16 protein-coding genes are annotated in these 18,834 nt (G+C 35.6%); 14 read left to right on the plus strand and 2 right to left on the minus strand.

Features of this window, described 5'->3' with window-relative positions:
* Positions 1–43: 43 nt before the first annotated feature.
* The 4 genes from FP432_RS07140 to alr are packed head-to-tail and all read left to right on the plus strand — an operon-like array spanning position 44 to position 4,415.
* On the plus strand, positions 44–1,411 hold the full coding sequence (locus tag FP432_RS07140) for a UDP-N-acetylmuramoyl-tripeptide--D-alanyl-D-alanine ligase (protein WP_265488635.1): 1,368 nt from the start codon (positions 44–46) through the stop codon (positions 1,409–1,411).
* Positions 1,412–1,425: 14 nt separating this feature from the next.
* The gene (locus FP432_RS07145; RefSeq protein WP_265488636.1) at positions 1,426–2,874 is read left to right on the plus strand and encodes a DEAD/DEAH box helicase; all 1,449 of its coding nucleotides are present in this window, start codon (positions 1,426–1,428) and stop codon (positions 2,872–2,874) included.
* A 52-nt stretch (positions 2,875–2,926) separates the two neighbouring features.
* Positions 2,927–3,286, plus strand: a complete 360-nt coding sequence (gene acpS / locus FP432_RS07150) for a holo-ACP synthase (protein ID WP_265488637.1) — start codon at positions 2,927–2,929, stop codon at positions 3,284–3,286.
* 1 nt (position 3,287) lies between these two features.
* Positions 3,288–4,415: an alanine racemase gene (gene alr, locus FP432_RS07155; RefSeq protein ID WP_265488638.1), complete on the plus strand. Its 1,128-nt coding sequence runs from the start codon at positions 3,288–3,290 to the stop codon at positions 4,413–4,415.
* 42 nt (positions 4,416–4,457) lie between these two features.
* Here the strand turns inward: alr and cbpA are convergent, their stop codons facing one another.
* Positions 4,458–5,138, minus strand: coding sequence for a cyclic di-AMP binding protein CbpA (cbpA, locus tag FP432_RS07160; protein WP_265488639.1), 681 nt, complete (start codon positions 5,136–5,138; stop codon positions 4,458–4,460).
* Positions 5,139–5,301: 163 nt separating this feature from the next.
* Positions 5,302–6,273, minus strand: coding sequence for an L-lactate dehydrogenase (locus FP432_RS07165; RefSeq protein ID WP_265488640.1), 972 nt, complete (start codon positions 6,271–6,273; stop codon positions 5,302–5,304).
* Positions 6,274–6,417: 144 nt separating this feature from the next.
* Here FP432_RS07165 and pth point away from each other — a divergent pair, with 144 nt between their 5' ends.
* The 10 genes from pth to lysS all read left to right on the plus strand — a co-directional run bounded on the left by pth (position 6,418) and on the right by lysS (position 18,725).
* A complete protein-coding gene (gene pth / locus FP432_RS07170; RefSeq protein WP_265488641.1) occupies positions 6,418–6,975 on the plus strand; it encodes an aminoacyl-tRNA hydrolase in 558 nt (185 codons plus the stop codon).
* Between the two features lies 1 nt (position 6,976).
* Entirely contained in the window at positions 6,977–10,468 is a 3,492-nt protein-coding gene (gene mfd, locus FP432_RS07175) for a transcription-repair coupling factor (RefSeq protein ID WP_265488642.1), read from the plus strand.
* 18 nt (positions 10,469–10,486) lie between these two features.
* On the plus strand, positions 10,487–10,729 hold the full coding sequence (locus FP432_RS07180; RefSeq protein WP_265488643.1) for an RNA-binding S4 domain-containing protein: 243 nt from the start codon (positions 10,487–10,489) through the stop codon (positions 10,727–10,729).
* A gap of 113 nt (positions 10,730–10,842) precedes the next feature.
* Positions 10,843–11,223, plus strand: coding sequence for an FtsB family cell division protein (locus FP432_RS07185; protein ID WP_265488644.1), 381 nt, complete (start codon positions 10,843–10,845; stop codon positions 11,221–11,223).
* Entirely contained in the window at positions 11,223–11,570 is a 348-nt protein-coding gene (locus FP432_RS07190; protein WP_265488645.1) for a S1 RNA-binding domain-containing protein, read from the plus strand. Before FP432_RS07185 ends, FP432_RS07190 begins: the two co-directional genes overlap by 1 nt.
* A 3-nt stretch (positions 11,571–11,573) precedes the next feature.
* Positions 11,574–12,902, plus strand: a complete 1,329-nt coding sequence (gene tilS / locus FP432_RS07195) for a tRNA lysidine(34) synthetase TilS (protein WP_265488646.1) — start codon at positions 11,574–11,576, stop codon at positions 12,900–12,902.
* Between the two features lie 91 nt (positions 12,903–12,993).
* Positions 12,994–15,156: an ATP-dependent zinc metalloprotease FtsH gene (gene ftsH, locus FP432_RS07200; RefSeq protein WP_265488648.1), complete on the plus strand. Its 2,163-nt coding sequence runs from the start codon at positions 12,994–12,996 to the stop codon at positions 15,154–15,156.
* A gap of 44 nt (positions 15,157–15,200) precedes the next feature.
* Entirely contained in the window at positions 15,201–16,076 is an 876-nt protein-coding gene (gene hslO / locus FP432_RS07205; protein ID WP_265488649.1) for an Hsp33 family molecular chaperone HslO, read from the plus strand.
* Between the two features lie 70 nt (positions 16,077–16,146).
* A complete protein-coding gene (dusB, locus tag FP432_RS07210; RefSeq protein WP_265488651.1) occupies positions 16,147–17,151 on the plus strand; it encodes a tRNA dihydrouridine synthase DusB in 1,005 nt (334 codons plus the stop codon).
* Positions 17,152–17,174: 23 nt separating this feature from the next.
* Positions 17,175–18,725 carry a lysine--tRNA ligase gene (gene lysS / locus FP432_RS07215; protein WP_265488652.1) on the plus strand — a complete coding sequence of 517 codons (1,551 nt, stop codon included), beginning with the start codon at positions 17,175–17,177 and terminating at the stop codon, positions 18,723–18,725.
* Positions 18,726–18,834 lie beyond the last annotated feature (109 nt).

Raw genomic sequence — 18,834 nt, forward strand, 5'->3', positions numbered from 1 at the left:
ATAATAGGCAGTATGCAATAATTAATGGGAGCAAAGATATATTATGAAAATGCAACTTGCTGAAATTGCTGATGCTTTAAACAGCGATTTAGATAAAGGTGAAGATACAGTAATTACTTCAGTTGACTTTGATTCGCGCAAAGTAACTGATAATTCATTATTTGTACCACTTAATGGTGCAAGAGATGGCCATGATTTCGTAAACAGTGCAATTGCAAATGGGGCTAGTGCAACTTTATGGAAAAAAGGACATCCAAATAAGCCTGAGAATATTCCAGTAATTGAAGTAGAAGATCCTTTAACTGCATTACAAGAATTAGCACAATATTATCTAGAAAAGGTTAATCCAACTGTTGTAGGGATTACAGGATCAAATGGCAAAACTACTACTAAAGACATGGTAGCGGCAGTTTTGGCAAAAAGATTTAATGTACATAAAACTCAAGCCAATTTTAATAATGAAATTGGGGTACCAACTACAATTTTAGAAATGAAGCCTTCTACTGAAATTTTAGTATTAGAAATGGGAATGGACCGTGCTGGTCAATTGCATCATCTTAGTTCAATTGTAAAACCTGATGTATGTGTAATTACTATGATTGGGGAAGCTCATATTGAATTTTTTGGTAGCCGTGATAAAATTGCCGATGCTAAAATGGAAATTACTGATTTCCTTAAAGAAGATGGTGAATTTATTTATAACGGCGACGAGCCACTTTTAAGACAGCGAGCAGAAAAAATCTCACAAGATAAGGCTACTTTTGGTTTTGAAGCTTCTGATACTATTTATGCAACAAGCTGGCATAGTGAAATGCACCAAACTAGTTTTAAGGTGCAAGATTCTAAGCAAGAATTTACAATTCCAATGATTGGCAAGCATAATGTGTCTAATGCAATGGCAGCCATTAGTGTAGGACGTCACTTCCATGAAAGTGACGAAGAAATTGCTCAAGCTTTAAGTGACTTTACGCCGACTGCTAATCGTATGGAGTGGGAAACTGGCGACTTAGGTGAAGCGATTATGAGTGATATCTATAACTCTAATCCAACTGCTGTAGATGCTGTTTTAACTGCTTTTGGTCAAGTCGAAGTTAAAGATAATGGTAGAAGAATCGCGGTATTGGGAGATATGCTTGAGTTAGGGAAGAAGTCTCCAGAATTGCATGCAGGATTAGCTTCTGTTTTAGACCCTAAAATTATTAATGAAGTTTATTTATACGGATCAGAAATGAAAAACTTATATGAAGCGCTTAGTGATAAATATGATGAAGAGCATTTGCATTACTATCCTACTGATAAAATGATGGAGCTAAATAATGCATTAAGCGATGATGTTAAAGCTAATGATATTGTTGTTTTAAAAGGTTCCCATGGTATGCATCTTGAAAGAGTATTAGAACGTCTTCTTTAGGAAGGAAAAATTAATTGAAATTTTCAGAATTAAATTTAAAACCAGAGATTTTAAAAGCGATTAAAAGAGCTGGCTTTGAGGAAGCTACTCCAATTCAGGCGCAGACAATTCCCCTAGCATTATCGGGTAAAGATGTAATTGGTCAAGCCCAAACTGGAACAGGAAAGACTGCAGCATTTGGCTTACCAATTTTACAGAATTTAGAAAAGCAACATGATACCATTCAAGCGATCGTGATTGAACCAACACGTGAATTAGCAATTCAAACCCAAGAAGAACTGTATCGTTTGGGAAGAGATGAAAAGGCCAGAGTACAAGTTGTTTATGGTGGCGCAGATATCAGACGCCAGATTCATGCGTTGAAGCAAACACCAGCAGTTTTGGTCGGAACGCCTGGCCGCTTACTTGATCATTTAAAACGTGGTACGATAGATATTTCTCATGTTAAGACAATTGTGCTTGATGAAGCCGATGAAATGCTAGATATGGGATTTATTCAAGATATTGAAAGTATTTTGAAATATGCTTCCAGTAAGCATCAAACACTTTTATTTTCAGCTACTATGCCTAAACCAATTATGCGTATTAGTGAAAAATTTATGCATAATCCTGAAGTTGTCCAAATTAAGGGGAAAGAGTTAACTGCTAACTTAATTGATCAATACTTTATACGTGCAAAAGAAAACGAAAAATTCGATATTCTTTGTCGTTTAATTGATGTGCAAAATCCGGCTCTTGCAGTTGTCTTTGGTCGGACAAAACGACGTGTGGATGAATTAACTCGTGGCTTACAAGCTCGTGGTTATAATGCAGCAGGAATTCATGGTGATCTTTCTCAAAATAAGCGGATGAGTGTTCTTAAACGTTTTAGAAATGGCCACTTAGATATTTTAGTTGCTACTGATGTAGCTGCCCGTGGTTTAGATATTTCCGGAGTTAGTCATGTTTATAACTATGATATTCCGCAAGATCCTGATTCGTATGTTCACCGCATCGGAAGAACTGGTCGTGCTGGACAAAATGGGATGTCAGTAACCTTTGTAACTCCAAATGAAATAGGTTATATGCGTGAAATCGAGAGTTTAACTCGTAAGAAGATGATGCCATTGCGTCCACCTTCTGATGAGGAAGCATTGAAGGGACAACTCCATTCTGCTAATAAAAAAATAGTTGAGCTTTTGGATAGTGATTTAAGTAAGTATACTGAAGGAGCAGCTAAATTATTAGATGATTATTCTGCTGTTGATCTAGTAGCTGCTTTACTTAAGGATCTTTCAAAGGATTCAGCCAGTGTTAAAGTTAAGATTACTCCTGAAAAGCCACTCCCATTTAAGGGAAAACGTAAGAATAGTAATCGTCGCGGTAATCACTATAGTAATAATCATAAGCGTAATTCCCGTCAGCGTAACTCAAGTAACCGTCGTGGAAACAATCATAAGTTTGTGATTAAAAAGAAAAACTAAAAGAGTGCTTAAAGCACTCTTTTTATATAATCTGATAAAAGAAGGATTAAAAATGATTCGAGGTATTGGAATAGATATTATTGATCTTGAGCGAATTGAGAAAATTCAAGCTCGGCGCGGAGATGTTTTTGCCAAAAAGATATTAACAGAAAAAGAATTTGAACAATATCAGCAATATTCGGGCCACAGGCAAATTGAATATTTAGGCGGAAGATTTTCAGCTAAAGAATCTTTTTCTAAGGCTTTAGGAACTGGCCTAGGTAAAAAAGTAAGTTTTAAAGATATTGAAACTCTCCAAAATGAATTTGGTCAGCCAATTATGACCTCGACAAAATTTAGTGGTAAAATTCTAGTCAGCATTTCCCATGAAAAACGGTATGCGATTACGCAAGTGTTATTAGAGGAGAATTAAAATGGTTCCTGCAATGCATCGCCCAGCTCAAATAAATGTAGACTTGGGTGCCATTAAAGAAAATATCAAAAATGAAGTAAAACATTTAAAAGATAAGCAACAATTATGGGCAGTAGTTAAGGCAAATGCCTATGGACATGGTGCAATTCCAGTAGCTAATGCTGCTTTGCAAGCGGGTGCAACTGGATTTTGTGTGGCTACTCTCGATGAAGGATTAGAGTTAAGAGAATATGGCATTCCTAAGCCGGTTTTAGTTTTGGGAATTGTACCAGTTCAATGGACTCCTTTAGCTGCACAAAAAAATATTTCTCTGACAGTTGGTAGCTTAGAATGGCTTAAAGCAGCAGATAAAATTTTGGCCGAAACCAACCAAGCCTTAAAAATTCACTTAGGAATAGACTCTGGTATGGGAAGGATTGGTTTTAGTGAAGATGATGAATTTATAGCAGCTAATAAGTTTTTACAAGATAATCCACATTTTGAAGTTGAAGGGATGTTTACCCATTTCTCAAAAGCTGATGATGCTGATACTTCATATTTTGATTATCAAGTAAAACGCTTTAAGCACATGCAGGATTTGTTAACAATTAAGCCTAAGTATATCCATGTAGCTAATACTGCAACCAGTATTTTTAATCGAAAAATAGATAGCGATATTGTAAGATTCGGAATTGGAATTTATGGCTTGAATCCTTCTTCAACGCCTAATACAGATGATTTACCTTCAGAAGTCCCATTAAAGCCTGCACTTTCATTTACCTCTGCCCTTAGTTTTGTAAAACAAATTCATAAAGGCTATGGTGTAGGGTATGGTGCAACTTTTGTGGCTGATAAAGATCAATGGATTGGTACTGTTCCTGTAGGATATGCCGATGGTTGGCAAAGAAAAATGCAGGGCTTTAAAGTGAAAGTTGGGGATGAATATTGTCCAATTGTGGGACGAGTATGCATGGATCAATTTATGGTTTTACTTCCTCATAAAATGTCAGCTGGTACTCCAGTTGAATTGATTTCGGCTGATCCGACGGCTCCTAATAATATTAAAGCAGTAGCTGATCAAGCAGATACAATTCATTATGAAATTGCTTGTCTTTTATCGGATAGGTTGCCGCGAGTTTATAAAGATTAATGTGAGCATATAATAAAAAAGACAGTCTTGCGACTGCCTTTTTTAGTCTAAAAATTCTCCTGGTTTCTCATCACTACGAATGGTCATGCCAGATTGTAAATCTTCAATTTCAGCTACAACATAGCCTTTATGTTCAAGTTTTTTAACAATAGTTTCCATTGTTTGACGAGATACTCCAATCGGTAGAGTAAATAAGTTACGTCTTACAAGTTCGCCTTGCTTCGTATCTAAAGTAAGACATCCACCTAAATTAGTGTATTTAGCAATTAACTTACTCATCTTAGCTAAATTACCACGGCCATTGTCGGATAAGACTGTTAAAACATATGAACCAGATTTAATGTTCCAAGCATCTGATAACATGTTTAAAAGACTAGAGTGGGTCAAAATCCCGTAGAAGTGATTTTCCTCATCCAATACAGCGATATATGGCAAGTCTTTAATATTGAAAAATACGCGGAAGAAAGGTGAATCAACTTTAATTGTCTTAGTCGCATTCTTTAATAAATAAGTTACAGGTAAATTCATATCGCCACCTTGAGATTTGTGACGGTAAATGTGCATTTTATAAATATTTCCTCTGAAGATTTTGCCACTATCATCTAAAATCGGTACACATCTGAATCCGGAATCTTCAAGTATCTTTAAGGCTTCAGCTAAAGTTGCTTTTTCATTTACGGTAGTTAAATAATCTTTTTTGTATACAAGCGATTTGATTAGCATTAGTTGTCTCCTATTAATAAGTATAGTAATTCATTAAAAGTATAGCATATAGTCAAGGAAAACTTAAAGGATAATTAAAAAATATATAACTAATGAAAAAATTACATCCATAAAAAATAGACATTGTTATCCACAATGTCTATAAATAATTATTTAGCAAAGATTATTGACGAGTTTTAACTCCAGTTTCTTCAAAGGCTTTGTCCATAACCTTCTTTAATTGGTCAGCTGAAGCAGTCATAAGTTTCTTTTCTTTGTCATTTAATGGCATTTCAATAATTTGTTCAATACCATGACGACCGACAACAGCAGGAGTACCAATATGAATATCGTGAAGTCCATATTGACCATTCATTGGAACAGAAAGTGGAAGAACACGATGTTCATCATTCAAGATTGCTTTGGTAATAAATGCTAATGCAGTACCAATACCATAGAAAGTAGCACCCTTTAAGTTGATGATGTTGTAAGCCATATCAGCAACTTCTTTGTGGATAGCTTCAAGCTTATTTTCGCCAACTTCTGGGTGTGCCTTTACCCAATCACTAACTTTTACACCACCAACATTGTTGTAGCTCCATGCAGGGAATTCAGTATCACCATGTTCACCAAGCATGTAAGCATTAACTGAACGAGGGTCAACCTTTTCCATTTGACCAATAAGTTTTTGCAAACGAGCTGAATCAAGTGAAGTACCAGAACCGATAACACGATCTTCTGGGAAGCCAGACATTCTCCAAGTTGCGTGAGTTAAGATGTCAACAGGGTTGGCAGCAACTAAGAAAATACCATTAAAGCCAGATTCAACGATTGGTTCAACGATGGAACTTAAAATCTTTAAGTTCTTGTTAACTAAGTCAAGGCGAGTTTCGCCAGGCTTTTGAGGGGCACCAGCAGAAATTACAACTAAATCAGCATCTTTAGCATCTTCATATTTTGCAGAATAAATATTCTTTGGTGCAGTCCATGGAAGAGCATCAGACAAGTCGATCGCATCACCCTTAGTACGATCTTCAATAATATCAACGATACCTAATTCTTGAGCAATACCTTGTTGAACAAGTGAAAAGGCATAGCTTGAACCTACGGCACCGTCACCAACAAGAATAATTTTGTGGATTTTTTCTTCTGACATGAGAAAAGCTTCCTTTCATGATAGATATTATGAATTTTTTCACATAAGGATTATAGCATGAGACAGAAGTTGATTTAAAGTAGAAAGCATTACGGTATATGCTATAATCAGTACACAAGTAAAGCAGTTAAGAGGAGACAAAAAATGAAATTAATAACGGGTTTAGGTAATCCAGGACAAAAATATGATCGTACTAAGCATAATACTGGATTTATGGCTTTAGATAATTACTTAAATAAAAATAATTTAACTTTAAACAAAGATAAATTTGATGGTCTTTGGACTAAGGAAAAGATTGATGGAGAAGATGTGATTTTTCTTGAACCGCAAACTTATATGAATGATTCAGGAAAATCAATTGCTCAAGTAGCTAATTTCTTTAAGATTGCTCCTAAAGATATTTTAGTTATCCATGATGATATGGATATGCCAATTGGTAAGATAAGAATTAGAGCTAACGGTAAATCTGGTGGCCATAATGGTATTAAAAGTATTATGGCATGCTTAGGAACTAATAGCTTTAATCGTTTAAAGATCGGAATTAAACATCCTGAAAATGAATCAGTAGTTTCTTGGGTATTAACTCCATTTAATGCAGAGCAACAAAAGCAAATGGATCAAGCTTTTACTACTAGTGAAGATATTATCAACGACTTTATTAGTGGTAAAGATGCTCAATATTTGATGAATCGATATAATTAAAATGCAAGTTAGTGAAATAATAAACAAAGATCGAGATTTAGATAAATTTATTCAAGCTGTCCCTGATTCTAAGAAGTCATTATTGACTGGAGTGAATCCAGGGGCTTTTAATGCTGTCTTAAAACAATTTGTAAGCACAATTCGTCACCCTATTCTTTTAATTGAAGAAAATGAAGATCGAGCACAGCGCTTAGTAAATGATCTAGAAGCAGTGCTAAAAGAGCCAGTGCTTTCTTTTCCAGTAGATAGTAGTTTGGCAACACAAGCTGCAACAGCTTCACCAGATGAATTAAGCCAACGATTAGAAGCATTGCAATTTCTTTTAAGGGACCGTCCGGGCGTAGTCGTTGCAACACCGCAAGCGTTGCAATATAAATTATCTGATCCAATAATATTTGCTAGTGCAGCACGAACTTTAAAATTTGGGCAAGAGAACGATTTAGGTGAATTGACTAATTGGTTGGTTCAAGCAGGATACAAACGTGACAGCTTAGTGGCTCGGCCAGGAGAATTTGCACTACGTGGTGATATCTTGGATATTTATCCCTTAAGCCGTGATAATCCAGTTAGAATTGAATTCTTTGGTGATGAAATTGATACTATTAAAGAATTTGATGCAAGTAATCAGCGTAGTATCAAAGATTTGGATAGCATCACAATTGGCTCAGCGCTTGATCGAATCTATCAAAATGAAGATATTGAACGAGCAGCAAAGAAGTTAAAGCAAGATATGAGTGAAAGTATTGCTTATCCTGAAAATGTCAAAAGTCATTTTGGAGTCGATCTTGATGCTTTAGAGCGTGGAGAATTACCAGAAAATAATGCCTTTTTGGTTGATTATTTGCTAGATAAACCTGCTTCTCTAATTGATTATTTACCAGAAAAAGCACTGGTTGCTTTTAATGATTGGAACCACATTAAAAAGAATGTAGCAGATGTAAACACCCAAAATGAAGCTTTTATTTCCCAAGAAATAAAACTGGGTGGGATGTTAAATAATCAAAGTTTGCGTTTAGATTTTGATAAAGTTACGCGCAAAATTAAACAGCCACAATTACTCTTTTCTTTGTTCCAAAAGGGTACTGGCCGTATGAAGTTTGATCAGTTGCTTAATTTTGTAAGTCGTGAACCTGAACAATTTTTCAGTCAGATGCCTTTAATTAAGACTGAATTAACTAGTTTTGCAAAAGAAAAAAACACGTTAATCTTACAAGCTGATAATGAGCAACGAAGTCATGAAATTCAGCAGAACTTAATTGATTATGGGTTAGATGTGCCAATAGTGGATAGTGACCAGGTAAAAGAAAATACAACCCAAATAGTTGTTGGTTCTTATGCTAATGGCTTTACTTTGCCAACAGTTAACCTAATTTATTTAACTGAACGTGAACTTTTTAATCAAAAGCCAAAACGTAAAAAGCGGATAAGAACTCTTGAGAATGCTCAGCGGCTGCGTAACTATACCGAATTAAAGCCGGGAGATTATGTTGTTCATGTTAACCACGGAATTGGGCGCTTTGAAGGAATAAAGACCATGAAAGTTGACGGTAAAAACCGTGATTATATTACGATTACTTACCAACATCATGATCAATTATTTATTCCTGCTGATCAGTTAGGCTTAGTCCAAAAATATGTGGGATCAGAAGGAAAAGTGCCCCATATTAATAAATTAGGTGGTAGTGAATGGGCTAAAACTAAACGTAAGGTTCAAGCTAAAGTTGAAGATATTGCCGATGACTTAATTGAACTTTATGCTAAACGTGAATCTGAGAAAGGCTATGCTTTTAGTCCTGATGATGAATTACAACGAGAATTTGAAGATTCTTTCCCTTATCCAGCAACACCAGATCAGCAGAGATCTCTAAAAGAAATTAAAGCTGATATGGAAAGTCCTCGACCAATGGATCGTTTGTTAGTAGGGGATGTAGGATTTGGAAAAACAGAAGTAGCATTGCGAGCTGCATTTAAGGCAATGCAGGATGGTAAACAAGTTGCTTTTTTAGTACCAACAACAATTTTGGCTCAGCAACATTTTGAAACAATGCAAGATCGTTTTAAGAATTTTCCGGTTAATGTCGCTCTTCTTTCTAGATTCCAAAGTGACAAAGAAGCTAAGCAGATAATTGCGGATTTAAAAGCCGGTAAAATTGATATAGTAGTAGGAACTCACCGAATCTTATCTAATGATGTTAGCTTTAAAGATTTGGGTTTACTAATTGTTGATGAAGAGCAGAGATTTGGAGTTAAGCATAAGGAGCGTTTGAAGGAATTAAAGTCGAATGTTGATGTTTTGACTTTAACTGCAACTCCAATTCCGCGTACTTTGCATATGTCAATGGTTGGGGTACGCGATCTTTCAGTAATGGAGACGCCGCCGGTTAACCGTTATCCAATTCAAACTTATGTCATGGAAGAAGTTCCTAGTGTGGTTAGAGAAGCGGTTTTACGTGAAATGAAACGTAACGGCCAGGTCTTCTTTTTGCATAACCGAATTGATGACATTGATAAAGTAGTTAGTCAGTTGCAGGAATTAATTCCAGAAGCAAGAATTGAATTTATCCACGGCCGCATGAGTCAGAATCAGCTCGAAGATATCATGTATCGTTTTGTTAATAATGAATTTGATGTCTTAGTTACTACAACAATTATCGAAACAGGGGTGGATATGCCCAATGTAAATACTTTAATTGTAGAAAATGCGGATCATTATGGTTTGAGTCAACTGTATCAATTGCGTGGTCGTGTTGGACGGAGTGCGCGGTTGGCTTATGGTTATTTCTTATATCAACCCAATAAAGTTTTAACTGAGGTTGGAGAAAAACGTTTAAGTGCAATTAGAGACTTTACTGAATTGGGTTCTGGCTTTAAGATTGCAATGCGTGATTTATCCATTAGGGGTGCTGGTAATATGCTAGGATCGCAGCAACATGGATTTATTGATAGTGTTGGATATGACCTATATTCTCAAATGCTAGACGATGCAATTAAGGAACGCAAAGGTCAAAAGCCTGTAATAAAAACTAATGCCGAAGTTAACTTTGATCTTGAGTCCTATATCCCAAGTGATTATATTGCTGACCAAGAACAAAAAATTGAATTTTACAAAAAGATCAAAGCAATTCAGGATAAAAAAGAAGCAGAAGAAATTGCTGACGAATTGATTGATCGTTTTGGCGATTATCCACCAGCTGTTGAAAATTTACTCAATGTATCTACACTTAAGTTAAATGCAGATTTGGCTCAAGCAGTTACAGTAGTTCAAAAGGAACAAAAAATTCAAGTTATTTTCAGTAATAAGGCTACACAAGAATTAGAGGGCCCTAATGTTTTCAAAGCACTCGAGCATGTTAATTTACGTGCGCGTGTAAGCACAGACCAGCATCAAAGACTAAATGTAATGTTGGAAATTCCAGATAAGATGTCAATGCGTCAATTGTTTAATGAATTAAATGTATTCTTAGCTGCCGCAGCTGAGATTATTCAAAGATAATAATAGTAAGAGGTAAAAATGAGACTAGATAAATTTTTAAAAGTGTCACGATTAGTAAAGAGACGTACAGTTGCCAAAGAAATGGCAGATCAAGGACGTGTGGATGTCAATGGTCGTGCAGTTAAATCAAGTTACGATGTAAAAATTGGTGATGTAATTAAAATTGGTTTTGGTACTAAGGAAATAAAAGCAAAGGTATTAGACTTGCGTGAAACAACTAAAAAGGCAGAAGCTAGTGAACTCTATGAGCTAATTGACTAGTGACAATTTTATCCCACCGTGCTAAACTAGAAATGTTACATATTAAATAACTAAAAGTTATTAACTTATAAGGATAAATTGATGGAATAATGATAAAGGGTGGGCAGTAATAAATGAATAATGGACCAAGGATATATAATGCTTTAAGTGATGAAGAAAGAATTGCACGTCTGCAAAGAAAAGCTAATAAAAAAATTAAGGAAGTACATCGTGTGCGTCGAAATCGTATTTTGGCTATCTTTGCAGTAGTTTTTCTTATTTTTGGAGTTCAATTAGTAATGGTTCATGTTCAAACCAATAAAATTAATGCTCAAGCTGTTACTACCCATAAGCAACTAACTAAGTTAAAGAAGAGTAATAAGACCCTTGAGAGTCAAGCTACTAATTTACGTGATTCAGATTATCTATCAAAAGTAATCCGTTATAAGTTTTATTACTCTAAACCGGGAGAAACTATCTACAATATTCCCGAAAAAACAGGAGATAATAACTAGTGAAATATATAACTGGTTTAAGAGTTAACGGCAAAATTAATAATATTGTTGATTTTGGCATCTTTGTTGATCTGCCTGCTGGACGTCATGGATTAATTCATGAATCAGATTTTGACGGAAAATGGACAGTGAATAAGGGTAAATTTGAAGTGGGCCAAAAAGTTAGAGTAGTGGTCTTAGATAATACTAATGGACGTTTATCTCTTTCTCTTCAGAGAGTCGATGATCCCGAATTAATTGATCCAACTAATTCATTTAATCAGCAAAAGGATTTTGTCAAAAGCTTAAATGATTTATTAACCAAATCAACTGTAAGATTAAATAAGTTAAAAGAAGAGTTAAAGTGACCGATGGTCGCTTTTTTATTATCAATGGAAAATTTAAAAGATTTTTTTATAAAGCACCAACTGCAAATTGAAGCAAAAAAATTTTTGATAGCTGTGAGTGGTGGCCCGGATTCAATGGCCTTGCTTGATTTAATACGTCATACTGTGACGGACCCGACAAACCAGCTTCTCGTCGGACATTTTGATCATCAATTGCGTCCGGATAGTTATTTAGAAAGTAATTTAATTAGTAATTATTGTAAAAAATATAATTTAAAATTATTTGAACAAAGATGGAGCAAACAAGAGCAGCCAGAAAGAGGAATAGAAGCTGCTGCTCGAAAATTTCGCTATGCTTTTTTAAAAGAGCTAGTACAACAAAATCAAGTTGATTATTTATTAACTGCTCATCATGGGGACGATTTGATTGAAAACATCCTTTTAAAGCTTATTCGTTCAGGAAATGTAAAGGAAATGAATAGTTTGATTGAAATGGGGCAGTTTGAAGATACACAAGCGTATCTCTTGCGCCCCCTCCTCAAATATTCTAAAACAGACTTATTGCACTATGTTAAAGTGCAACAATTATCCTATATCCAAGATAGTACAAATTTTGAAGATAAAACTTTAAGAAACAGACTTCGTCATCATGTGATTCCACTTTTAAAAAATGAAAATAAGAAATTAATTAAAAATGCAAATCGCTTTCAGGTCAGTGAAGCTGAATTGGCTGAAAGTCAAAATATTTTGTTTAAGAATTTGTCCAATCCCCAAAGAAGATATTTTACTTGGACAGGAAATTTAAGTGATTTGCAAGAATTAAGGTTAAACCAAAAAAAGCTTTACTTCGAATGGTTAACTTTAACTAAATTTCATCAACAGGTTCATTTTGAATCCTTAGAAGAAAAGGCAAATTTTCGAACAAAAAAAGATGGTATTGGGTTAATTCTTTATCAGAATAAGTACTATTTGTATCGTGAAAAAGATTTAGATAGTGAACAAATAAGACCATTTAAGGTTTACTTAGATAAAATATTTAACTTTAAAGGTAAAAATTATTTAATTTCTAAGCAAAAATTAGGTTTGCAACAAGTTGGTAGTTTTTACAGTAAAGAGAATTTAAGTCTTAAAGTGGGTTCTTTGCCTGAGGGACAAAAATTAGTTTTAGCTACTGGAAATAAAACAAAGGCTAAAAAGAAATTTGCAGAAAAAGGTATACCTAATATTTTGCGTTCGAACTGTCTAACCATCTTATCGGATGATGGTAATGAAGAAGTTCAGTATATTATGAATGTATATCGTCGTCAGATTTTTGATCCTGCTTTTATTGAATATAGGGTTTATGAAATTTAAGATAAGTTGAAGAAATTTTAAATAATAGAGAAAAAAGTTGATTTATGGTAAACTTTTGAGGTAATTCGTTAAACTTTCATGGAGGTTCAATATGAAAAATAGAAGAAATAGACTGCTTTCTAACGGCCTTTTCTATATTTTGGTTTTCGTGATCCTCTTGGGAGGAATTAATTGGTTTGTCGGTGGTTCCGGCAATAGTGGTTCCTCTGAAAATATTAGTTATTCGACCTTGGTAAAGGAGTTGAATAACGGTAAAGTCAAGAGTATCAACATTCAACCAGCAAATGGTGTATATACTGTTACTGGTACTTATAAAAAAGCTGAAACAGCTAAAAATTCTCAGAATAATAATTTAGACTTCTTTGGTGGTGCCAAAAATAATAGTAAAGTTACTAATTTTAGTACTACCATGCTTCAAAATGATTCCATGGTTAAAAATGTATCAAATCTTGCACAAAAGAATGGTACAAAAATTTCTAACCAGGGAGAATCACAAACAGGTACTTGGATATCTACGTTAGTTATGCTTGTGCCAACTTTGATTTTTATCGTCTTACTTTGGATGATGATGAACCAAGGTGGTCAAGGTGGACGTGGTGGTGTCATGAACTTTGGTAAGTCCAAAGTTAAGCCACAAGATCCCAAGAAGAACAAGGTTCGTTTTTCAGATGTTGCCGGTGAAGAAGAAGAAAAACAAGAACTTGTGGAAATTGTTGAATTTTTAAAGAATCCAACCAAATACACTAAGTTAGGGGCAAGAATACCAGCTGGTGTTCTTTTAGAGGGTCCTCCCGGAACTGGTAAGACTTTACTAGCTCGTGCTGTTGCTGGTGAAGCTGGCGTACCATTCTACTCAATTTCTGGATCAGATTTCGTAGAAATGTTCGTTGGTGTTGGTGCTTCTCGTGTACGTGATCTTTTTGAAACTGCTAAAAAGAATGCGCCAAGTATTATCTTCATCGATGAAATTGATGCCGTCGGTCGTAAACGTGGCAATGGTATGGGCGGTGGACACGATGAACGTGAACAAACCTTAAACCAATTGCTAGTTGAAATGGATGGTTTTGACGGTGACGAAGGTGTAATCGTAATGGCCGCTACTAACCGTTCTGACGTACTTGATCCTGCCTTGTTACGTCCAGGTCGTTTTGACCGTAAAGTTTTAGTTGGTCGTCCAGATGTTAAGGGTCGTGAAGCTATCTTGAAAGTTCACGCTCGTAACAAGCCATTAGCTTCTGATGTCGATTTGAAAGAAGTTGCGCGTCAAACTCCAGGCTTTGTAGGAGCTGATCTCGAAAACGTCTTAAATGAAGCTGCCTTAGTTGCTGCTCGCCGTGATAAAAAAGAAATTACTGCTTCTGACATTGATGAAGCTGAAGATCGTGTAATTGCAGGCCCAGCTAAGAAGGATACTGTAATTTCTGCCGCTGAAAGAAAACGTGTGGCATATCACGAAGCTGGACACGCAATTGTTGGTTTAGTTTTAAGTGATTCTAGAACAGTTAGAAAAGTTACCATCGTTCCTCGTGGTCGTGCTGGTGGATACAACATTATGCTTCCTAAGGAAGATCAAAACTTGTTAACTAAGAAGCAATTAATGGAACAAGTTGCTGGTTTAATGGGTGGTCGTGCCGGTGAAGAAGTTGTCGTTGGTGATAAATCAACTGGTGCTTCAAATGACTTTGAACAGGCAACTAATATTGCTCGTGGTATGGTAACTCAATATGGTATGACTGATGTTGGTATGACCGAACTTGAATCACCAAGTCAGCAAAATGAATTTGGTGCAAGATCATACAGTGAAGCTACTGCTGCTAAAATTGATGAAGCAGTTAAGAATATCTTAGATGAAGGTTATGACACTGCTGTTGATATTATTAAGAGTCACCGTGATACTCACAAGTTAATTGCAGAAGCATTACTTAAATACGAAACTCTTAATGAAAAACAAATTCTTTCTTTATTTAAAGATGGTAAGATGCCTGAAAATGAAGATAATGAATTTCCAAGTGAAAGCGATGCTTTAACTTATGAAGAAGCAAAAGCTGCTATGGAAAAACGTGATCAAAAGAGAGAAAAAGTAGAAGAAAAGGATGATAAAGAAGATATTCATCCACTTCCAGATGATCATAAGAACATTGATGATATTCCTTTAAATACTCCTTCTGAAAAGAAAGATACTAAGGCTACTGATGAAAAATCAAGTCATCAAGATTCTAATTCTTCTGATGAAGATTCAAAGAATAATGAATAATAAGAATGGAGCCTACGGGCTCTATTTTTTTAGGAGAAATTATTATGGGTGATTATTTAATTAGAGCAATTGATAAAGATAAAAAGTTAAGATTGTTGGCAATTACTGCTAAAGGTGTAGTTAATGAAGCGCAAAAAAGACATGATACTTGGATCGCCTCTTCTGCAGTATTGGGGAGAACTATGATCGGAGGATTACTTTTAGCTGGTGCTTTATTAAAGGATAAAGATGAACTAACCGTACGCCTACTAGGTAATGGACCGGTGGGAGCAACTGTAGTTACAGCACAAGCCGATTTAACGGTAAAGGGGTATATTCAGAACCCTCATATTGCATTGCCACCAAAAAAGGATGGTCATATTGATGTAGCAAAGGCTGTAGGCCAGGGTTGGCTTGAAGTAACTAAAGATCAAGGACTAAAAGAACCATATACTGGCGAGGTTCCAATAGTTAGTGGTGAAATAGCAGAAGACTTTACCTATTATTTAGCCAAATCTGAACAAATTCCTTCAGCAGTTGGATTATCAGTATTTGTTGAACCAAATAATTCTATTGGAGCTGCTGGTGGTTTTATGATGCAAGCCTTACCTGGAGCTGATGATGCCTTACTTGAAAAAGTAGAAAAGAGAATTAAGGCACTTCCTAACTTATCAACAATGTTCTTAGATGGAGCTACACCAGAAGATTTAGCTAAAAAAATCTTGGGTGATGATTGCAAAATTTTAGATAAGCAAGATGTAAGCTTTGCTTGTGATTGTTCTAAGGAAAAATATAGTGAAATCCTTGCTACAATTAAGCCAGACCAATTAAAAGAAATGATTGAAAAAGATCATGGAGCAGAATTAACTTGTCGCTTTTGTGGTGAAAAATATCATTTTAGTGAAGATGAATTAAAAGATATTCAAAAAAAGGCAAAGTAATCTAAGATTAATAGTCGAGTTACTAATTTTTTGTTAGAATATTAAAGTATTTGTGAAAGGATGTGTTGAAGTGAGTAAAAGCTGGAAAATAAGAGACCTTACTATTCCTAATCAAGTTGTAGTGGCACCAATGGCGGGTATTTCTAATGCAGCCTTTAGAGTGGTTTGCAAGGAATTTGGTGCAGGATTAGTAGTTTGTGAAATGATCTCTGATCATGGAATTATTTATCGTAATAAAAAGACTTTAAGCATGCTTCAAGTGGATCCTCGTGAACACCCAATGAGCATCCAAATTTTTGGTGGTAGTGAAGAGACCTTGGTTGAGGCAGCTCACTATGTGGACGAAAATACGGCTGCTGATATTATTAACATCAATATGGGATGTCCTGTACCAAAGGTCACTAAGACTGATGCCGGTGCGATGTGGCTTAAAGATCCTAACAAAATTTATCAAATGGTACGTGCTGTCGTAAGAAATGTTAAAAAGCCAGTTACTGTTAAGATGAGAACTGGTTGGGACCAACGTAATATTTTTGCTGTTGAAAATGCTTTAGCCGCTCAAGAAGCTGGCGCAAGTGCTGTTGCTATGCATGGACGTACTAGAAAGCAAATGTACATGGGTGAAGCTGATTGGGGCATTTTGAAAGATGTAGCTGATGCATTAACAATTCCATTCATTGGTAATGGGGATGTAGATAGTCCTCAAAAAGCTAAAAAGATGCTTGATGAGGTCGGTGCTACTGCTGTCATGATGGGACGTGCTGTTCTAGGTAATCCTTGGCTTTTAAAAGAAGTAAGACACTACTTAGATACTGGGGAACTTTTACCTCCACAAACTGTGGAAGAAAAAGTGGAAACTGCAAAGAACCAACTTTCAGGCTTAATTGATCTTAAGGGAGAAAAAATTGCAGTACCAGAATTTAGACGTCAAGCTGCATATTATCTAAAAGGAATTCCCCGTTCTGCGCGAACACGTGCTAAAATAAATGAGGTATGGACAAAACAAGAAGTTTTTGACTTATTAGATGACTTTGTGGAAAAATATGAAGCAAGGCAAAAGCAAAGACAAGCTTAATAAATAATAAAGGAGTTTTTAGAGTGGCAAAGAATGAGATGAATGACCAGCTTATCGTTCGTCGCGAGAAGATGGAAGAAATGCGTGAAAATGGAATTGAACCTTTTGGCGTTAGAAAGTTCGATCGTCAAGATTTAGCACGTACTTTAAATGAAAAGTATTCTAATGAAGATAAAGATGAACTTAATGCTGACATGCCTAAGACCAAGGTTGCAGGTCGTATGCTTGCAAAACGTGGTAAAGGTAAAGTAGGGTTTGCGGACATTTATGATCGCACTGGTAAAATCCAAATTTACGTACGTAAAGATATTGTAGGCGAAGATAATTATAAGATTTTTAAGAAGGCAGATATTGGTGACTTCTTAGGAATTGATGGCGAAGTTATGAAGACCGATACGGGTGAATTAACTATTCGTGCTACTCATGTTACTTTCTTATCCAAGGCTTTACGCCCATTGCCTAATAAGTGGGATGGTTTAAAAGATGTTGAACAAATTTATCGTCAACGTTACCTTGATTTGATTACTAATAATGAAAGTTATCAACGTTTTGTAAACCGTACAAAGATTATTAAGGCTATTCGTAAATACTTAGACGATCGCGATTTCTTAGAAGTTGAAACTCCAGTTCTTCACAACATTCCTGGTGGTGCCGAAGCTCGTCCATTTATTACTCACCACAATGCTTTAGATATTAGTCTTTACATGAGAATTGCTCTTGAACTTCCTTTGAAGCGTTTGATTGTTGGTGGAATGGAAAGAGTTTATGAAATTGGTCGAGTATTCAGAAATGAAGGTGTTGATACTCGTCATAACCCAGAATTTACTGAACTTGAAACTTATGCAGCTTACTGGGACTTCCATGATGTGATGGATGAAGCAGAAGGTATTATTAAAGCCGCTGCTAGCGTTGTTTCTGATGATGGTAAGATTAACTACCAAGGTACTGAACTTGACCTCGGTAAGCCATTCCGTCGCGTTCACATGGTTGATTTAATTAAAGAAAAGACCGGTGTTGATTTCTGGCAACCAATGACTTTGGATGAAGCTAAGAAAGTTGCGCAAGAACATGGTATTCATGTTGAACCATTCTGGAAAGTTGGTCACATTATCAATGCCTTCTTTGAAGAATTTGGTGAAAAAACAATTGTTAACCCAACATTTGTTTACGGTCACCCTGTAGAAGTTTCACCACTAGCTAAGAAGAATGCAGACGATCCAAGATTTACCGACCGTTTTGAAATCTTTATCTTAGGTACTGAATACGGAAATGCTTTCTCAGAATTAAATGACCCAGTTGATCAACGTCACCGTTTTGAAGATCAAATGGCTGAGCGTGAAGCTGGTAATGATGAAGCTGATATGATTGATGAAGATTACATTCGCGCCATGGAATTTGGTATGCCTCCTACTGGTGGTTTAGGAATCGGTATCGATCGTTTGACTATGCTTTTAACCGATGCACCTGCGATTCGCGATGTATTGCTATTCCCAACTATGCGTCCTGAAAAAGTTGAAGACGTAGATGCTGAAGTTCAAGCAGACTTGAAGAAACGTAAAGAAAACAAAGAATAATATAAAACTCACTCAATATCATTTATATTAATTGAGTGAGTTTTTTTGATAGATGTTTAAAATTGTAATTTAGCTAATAAGTGGGAGATAATGACTATAAATTGTAAAA

Origin of the sequence: Lactobacillus sp. PV034 (assembly GCF_014522305.1) — a bacterium.
In the GTDB taxonomy this organism is placed as follows: domain Bacteria; phylum Bacillota; class Bacilli; order Lactobacillales; family Lactobacillaceae; genus Lactobacillus.